The organism is Adlercreutzia equolifaciens, assembly GCF_029076695.1.
Taxonomy (GTDB): Bacteria; Actinomycetota; Coriobacteriia; order Coriobacteriales; family Eggerthellaceae; genus Adlercreutzia; species Adlercreutzia equolifaciens_A.
Genome location: NZ_JARFIK010000582.1, coordinates 1 through 290 on the forward strand (window position 1 = coordinate 1; position 290 = coordinate 290).

The 290-nt window shown below is 62.1% G+C and carries 1 protein-coding gene; it reads left to right on the forward strand.

Going from position 1 to position 290, the window contains the following annotated elements:
• The coding region (locus PZH32_RS13690; protein ID WP_275208809.1) for an iron chelate uptake ABC transporter family permease subunit at nt 1-235 on the forward strand (235 nt) is incomplete at its 5' end.
• Nucleotides 236-290: the final 55 nt, after the last annotated feature.

Genomic DNA, 290 nt, shown 5'->3' on the forward strand with positions numbered 1-290 from the left:
AGCCGCCCTGGCAGTGTCGGGCGCGGTGTACCAGGGTGCGCTGAAGAACTCCCTGGCCTCTCCCTCGACGCTTGGTGTCATTCAGGGAGCCCATGCCGGGCGCATTGAGTACGTGCTGTTCTTCTACGGCTCGTCTTACGCGGGCATGAACGAGCTGGTGCGCGCTTCGGAGATTCGGGAGTACCTGTCAACGCTCAGCGTGGGTGAGTATCTGATGACCGTCTACGGCGATTAGCTGTGCTGCCTGGTGGGCAGTGCCGTTGTTGTGGTGTTCGTGCTGCTGGTCTCCC